Annotated in this window: 6 protein-coding genes; all 6 read right to left on the reverse strand. The window is 69.4% G+C overall.

The features are described from left to right. Positions 1–107 precede the first annotated feature (107 nt). Entirely contained in the window at positions 108–566 is a 459-nt protein-coding gene (ptsN, locus tag P409_RS25970) for a PTS IIA-like nitrogen regulatory protein PtsN (RefSeq protein ID WP_034845261.1), read from the reverse strand. Between the two features lie 21 nt (positions 567–587). Continuing rightward, complete coding sequence (gene hpf, locus P409_RS25975) at positions 588–1172, reverse strand: ribosome hibernation-promoting factor, HPF/YfiA family (RefSeq protein ID WP_034845263.1); 585 nt, start codon at positions 1170–1172, stop codon at positions 588–590. A 156-nt stretch (positions 1173–1328) separates the two neighbouring features. Beyond that, on the reverse strand, positions 1329–2867 hold the full coding sequence (gene rpoN / locus P409_RS25980) for an RNA polymerase factor sigma-54 (RefSeq protein WP_034845265.1): 1539 nt from the start codon (positions 2865–2867) through the stop codon (positions 1329–1331). Positions 2868–2881: 14 nt separating this feature from the next. Next, a complete protein-coding gene (lptB, locus tag P409_RS25985) occupies positions 2882–3676 on the reverse strand; it encodes an LPS export ABC transporter ATP-binding protein (protein WP_034845267.1) in 795 nt (264 codons plus the stop codon). 9 nt (positions 3677–3685) lie between these two features. After that, the gene (locus P409_RS25990) at positions 3686–4564 is read right to left on the reverse strand and encodes an LptA/OstA family protein (RefSeq protein ID WP_034845269.1); all 879 of its coding nucleotides are present in this window, start codon (positions 4562–4564) and stop codon (positions 3686–3688) included. Beyond that, on the reverse strand, positions 4561–5227 hold a 667-nt coding region (lptC, locus tag P409_RS25995; protein WP_034845270.1), incomplete at its 5' end, for an LPS export ABC transporter periplasmic protein LptC. The genes lptC and P409_RS25990, both read right to left, overlap by 4 nt.

Here is a 5227-nt window from a genome sequence, read left to right on the forward strand (position 1 = left end):
AGCGCGGCCTTGATGACCGAGGTGCCGGCGTCGAGGCCGAGCAGATACATGGCGGAACCGCAGACAGAGGCCAATCCGCCCCGGCTAGCGGAGCGGAGGGCCGGCGGTCAAGCGGCGTTCACCGACTCGCTCTGCGACAGCAGGGCGAAGATCGCGTCCGCGGTCTGGCAGCCGCGCAGCTTCTCGCACAGGCTCTCGTCCCGCAGCATGCGGCTGATACGGGCCAGCGCCTTGAGATGGTCCGCCCCCGCCCCTTCCGGCGCCAGCAGCAGGAAGACGAGGTCGACCGGCTGCTCGTCGACCGCGTCAAAGTCGATCGGACGCTCCAGCCGGGCGAAGGCACCGAACACGCCCTGCAGATGCGGCAGCTTGCCGTGCGGGATGGCGATGCCGCGGCCGACGCCGGTCGAGCCCAGCCGCTCGCGCTCCAGCAGCACGTCGAAGATGAAGCGCTCGTGCTGGCCGGTCAGTTCGGCGGCACGGCGGGCCAGCTCCTGCAGGGCCTGCTTCTTGCTGGCAGCCTTCAGATTGGCGAGAATCGCCTCGGGGCGGAGGAAATCAATCATGACGGATCGGACGCGCCGCCCTCAGGCGGCGGCATCCTCGGTCCCTTTCGGATCGACCCAGCCGATGTTCCCGTCGGGGCGGCGGAACACCATGTTGAGCCGGCCATGGGCCTGGTTGCGGAACATCAGCGCCGGCAGGTCGCCCAGGTCGAGGCGCATCACCGCCTGCAGCACCGTCAGGCTCTCGATCGAGGTCGAGACGTCGGCGATGACGATGGGTTGGTTCGGCTCCTCGCCGTCCAGCAGCTCCTCGGATTCGGCCTCGAGGATATAGGCCTGGGCCGGCAGGGCCGGCTGCTGGCCGTCGCCGTTGTGGTGGTCGCGCAGCCGGCGCTTGTAGCGGCGCAGCCGCTTGGCCAGCTTGTCGGCCGCAGCGTCGAAGGCGTGGTACGGGCTCTCGGCCTCCGCGTTGCTCTGCAGGAGGATGTTGCGGCCGACATGGACCGACAGGTCGCTCCGGATCAGATGGGCGTTGCGGGAAAAGACGACATTCGCCTCGATCGCGTTGTTGAAATACTTCGCGGTCGTGCTGTTGAGGGCGTCGCTGACATGGGTGCGCAATGCGTCACCGACGTCGATCTGCTTGCCTCGAACGGTCAGTTGCATGGCTGTCGCTTCACTGCTGCACGATGGAGAACGGGCGCCCAAAATGAACCGGGCGGCCGTGGAGGGCCGCCTTCGGGCGGCGACCATAGGGACGGGGCGCCTTCCTGTCAACGAAGGGGCCCGGACCCCGGGCTGCGGACGAAGCTGGGGGAGCGCTCATCGGCTCAGACCCTTCTCTCGTCGTCGTTGGACGGAGGATGGTATCCGCATCCCCTCACGGTACTTGGCGACGGTCCGCCGTGCAATGTCGATCCCCTCCCCGCGCAGGATTTCGACGATCCGGTCGTCGGACAGGATCGCATCCGCCGGCTCCGCGTCGATCATGGTGCGGATGCGGTGGCGCACCGCCTCGGCCGAATGCGCGTCGGCCCCGCCCGCCCCCTGGATCGCCTGGGTGAAGAAATACTTCAGCTCGAACACGCCGCGCGGGGTGGCGATCACCTTGTTGGTGGTGACCCGGCTGATCGTGCTTTCATGCATGTCGACCGCCTCGGCCACGTCCTTCAGCGTCAGCGGCTTCAGGTGCTGCACGCCGCGGACGAAGAAGGCGTCCTGCCGGCGCACGATCTCCGACGACACCTTGAGGATGGTGTTGGCCCGCTGGTCCAGGGCGCGGACCAGCCAGTTGGCGTCGGCCAGGCAGGTGCCGACATAGTCGCGGTCGACCTTGCTGCGGGCGCCGCGGCTGATCTCGGCGTGGTAGCGGCGGTTGACCAGCACCCGCGGCAAAGTGTCGGCATTCAGCTCGACCACCCAGCCGATCTCCGGCTGCGCGCGCATCAGGATATCCGGGATCAGGGTCTGCGCGATCTCATGGTCGAAGGCGGCGCCCGGCTTGGGGTCGAGAGCGCGGATCTCGGCGATCATCTCGGCCAGGTCCTCGGCGTCGACGCCGCACAGCCGCATCACCGCGGCCAGGTCGCGCCGGGCCAGCAGGTCGAGATGATCCAGCAGGGTGCGCATCGCCGGGTCCAGGCGGTTGCGCTCGGCCAGTTGGATGGCCAGGCATTCGGCCAGGCTGCGGGCGAAGATGCCGGGCGGGTCCAGCCGCTGGCAGCGGCGCAGCACCGCCTCGACCCGCTCGGCCGGGCAGCCCATGGCGGCCGCCACCTCCTCGACCGTGGCGCCGAGATATCCCGTCTCCTCCAAGAGGTCGACCAGCCGCACCGCGATCAGCCGGTCGGCCGGGGCGGTGAACTCGATCGCGACCTGGCTCAGCAGGTGGTCGCGCAGGCTCGGCCGCTCGGCCAGCGTCTCCTCCAGGCCGGGCAGGTCGTCGGCGAAATCCGCCCGGCCGCGGCCCGAGGCGGCGAATTGCGCCTCGCCGCCATAGTCGTCGTTGCGGTCGGTGGCGCTGGAGCCGGTGAACAGGTTGCCCCAGTCGGTGTCGAGCGGCGCGTCGGCGGAGACGATGGCCGGCGGCTCCGCCGCCGTCAGCGCGACGTCGGCCGCCACCGTCCGCCCCGATCCAGGATCGGGAGGCTCGATGTCGTTCCGGTCGCCGGTGCTGTCGCCGCCCTCGTCACCACGCTCGCCCTCCTCCCGCTCCAGGAGGGGGTTGCGCTCGAGCTCCGTCTCGACAAAGGCCGAGAGCTCGATGTTGGAGAGCTGCAGCAGCTTGATCGACTGCTGCAGCTGCGGCGTCATGACCAGCGCCTGGCTCTGCCGGAGCCCGAGGCGTTGCGAGATGGCCATGGTCGCCCGGTGGTCTACAGGCTGAAGCGTTCGCCCAGATACACGCGCCGCACCTCCTCATTCCCGACGATGTCCGATGGCAACCCTTCCATCAGAACACGCCCGTCGTGGAGGATATAGGCCCGATCGACGATATCGAGGGTCTCGCGCACATTGTGGTCGGTGATCAGCACGCCGATGCCGCGGTCGCGCAGATGGGCCACCAAGTCGCGGATATCGCCGACCGCGATCGGGTCGATGCCGGCCAGCGGCTCGTCCAGCAGCATGAAATGCGGATGGCTGGCCAGGGCCCGCGCGATCTCGACGCGCCGCCGCTCGCCGCCCGACAGCGCCAGCGCCGGGGTGCGGCGCAGATGGCTGATCGAGAACTCGGCCAGCAGGTCCTCCAGCACCGCCTCGCGGGTCGAGCGGTCGGGCTCAGAGATCTCCAGCACGGCGCGGATGTTCTGCTCGACCGTCAGGCCGCGGAAGATCGACGCCTCCTGCGGCAGGTAGCCGATGCCCATCCGGGCACGGCGGTACATCGGCAGGTCGGTCAGCTCCTGCCCGTCCAGGAGGATCGTGCCGTAATCCGGCTGGATCAGGCCGGTGATCATGTAGAAGCAGGTGGTCTTGCCGGCGCCGTTCGGGCCCAGCAGGCCGACCGCCTCGCCGCGCTGCACCTGCAGGCTGACGTCGCGCAGCACCGGGCGCTTCTTGTACTGCTTGCCGAGGTTGCGGGCGACGAGCCCGTCATTCTTGGCGACGAGGCGCGGCGCGGATGCCGTGTCGGAGGGTTGCAGGCTGGTCGGGCTGATCGGCTTGGTCATCCCCTCCCCCTACTTCTTCGGCGCCGTCTGGGCCGGCGGCTTCGGCGCGGCCTGGCCGGCGGCGCCCGGCAACCCCGAGGTCTGGCCCTTCTCGTCCGGCACCAGCAGGGCCCGGGCGCGGCCGCCCTGGCCCGGCCTGGTCAGCAGCTTGCTGACGCCGCTGGCCATATCGACCTCGGCATAGTCGCCGTTCAGCTGGTTGCCGCCGCGGGTCAGGTGGACATTGTCCGTGATGGTCGCGAACTGGCTCTTGACGTCGTAATGGCCGGTCTGGCCGGTGACCACGTCGGTCGCCGTGGTCAGCCGGACATTGCCGTCGGCATCGACCGTCGACAGCGCCTTCTGGCCCTTGTCGTCCGGGGCGAAATGGCCGGTCAGCGTGTCGGCGCGCAGGCTCTTCTGCTCCTTGGCGCGGGTCGCCGTGGCGTTGCCGCGCGCGATCGCCACGTCCTCGGCCTGGCGGTACACCATGCTGTCGGTGGCGGTGATGACGTCGTCCTTGCTGACGAACCGCAGATTGCCGCCGGTCAGGGTGAAGGTCTGGGCGTCGAGCTCGTAGACCCCCTTTCCGCCGGTGACGGTGGTGTCGTCGCCGCGGGTGATCAGCACATTGCCTTCGGCCGTGGCCCGGAAGATCTCGGTGCTCTTGTCCGGCAGCTCGCGGTAATAGGCGGTCAGGACGTCGGCCTTCACCGTCAGGTCGCCGCGCTTGTACACGGCGTTGCCGCGGGCGATGTAGGTCTTCTCGTTCTGGTGCCACTCCAGCGCGTCGTCGGCCTGGATCTCGGACGGCTCGCCCTTGCCGCCGCCGAGCTGCAGCTGCTGTTGCGCCAGGGCCGGCGTGGCCGCGGCGGCGAGCAGGACAGCGAGAATCAGCGGGCGGATCATTGCGGCGTTCCTTGAAAGGCCTTGTCGGCGCCGGGCTTGAGAAACAGCTTGGTCGGGCCGGTGAAGATGATGACGTCGCCCTGCTGCTCGACCTTGAAGCCCCCGGCCGACAGATTACCGAAGGGCCCCTCCGCCGTCACCGGCGTGCTGCTGCGTGCGCCCTTGTCGGCCAGGTCGATATCCGCGGCGTCGGTGACCAGGGTGGTGCCGTCGCTGCGGCGCAGGGTGACATTGCCGGTGAGATGCACCGACTTGGTGCCGCGATTGAGCTTGCCGGCCTGGGCGTCGAGGGTCATCAGCATGCCGCTGGGCAGCTTCAGCTCGCCCTTGGGCCGGTTCAGGTCGAACACCTCGTCCTGCACTTGCTTGGCCAGCGTCGCCCAGACGGTGTAGGGGCGCGCCGCCTCGTCGACGCCGCTGTAGCGCGGATTCTGGATCTCGCCGGCCGCGGCGGCGGCGCGCTCGGTCGGATTCGAGATGTCGACCTGGGACGAGTGCAGCTCCGGCCACAGCACGATCAATGCGACGATCAGCAGGCCGATGATCGGCAGGCCGTATTTCAGCACCCCGACCATGCGGCTGTAGGACCGGCTGAGGCTGCCGGCATGGCCGGCCGCGGCCAGGCGCGCGCGACGGCCCGCGGCGCTGGCGTTGCGCTGCGTC

The sequence above is a fragment of the Inquilinus limosus MP06 genome (assembly GCF_000767795.1).
GTDB lineage: Bacteria > Pseudomonadota > Alphaproteobacteria > DSM-16000 > Inquilinaceae > Inquilinus > Inquilinus limosus_E.

Excerpts from the sequence above, each read along its gene's own strand:
- ptsN (WP_034845261.1), bottom strand. The coding sequence starts at position 566 with ATGATTGATTTCCTCCGCCCCGAGGCGATTCTCGCCAATCTGAAGGCT.
- hpf (WP_034845263.1), bottom strand. The coding sequence starts at position 1,172 with ATGCAACTGACCGTTCGAGGCAAGCAGATCGACGTCGGTGACGCATTG.
- rpoN (WP_034845265.1), bottom strand. The coding sequence starts at position 2,867 with ATGGCCATCTCGCAACGCCTCGGGCTCCGGCAGAGCCAGGCGCTGGTC.
- lptB (WP_034845267.1), bottom strand. The coding sequence starts at position 3,676 with ATGACCAAGCCGATCAGCCCGACCAGCCTGCAACCCTCCGACACGGCA.
- P409_RS25990 (WP_034845269.1), bottom strand. The coding sequence starts at position 4,564 with ATGATCCGCCCGCTGATTCTCGCTGTCCTGCTCGCCGCCGCGGCCACG.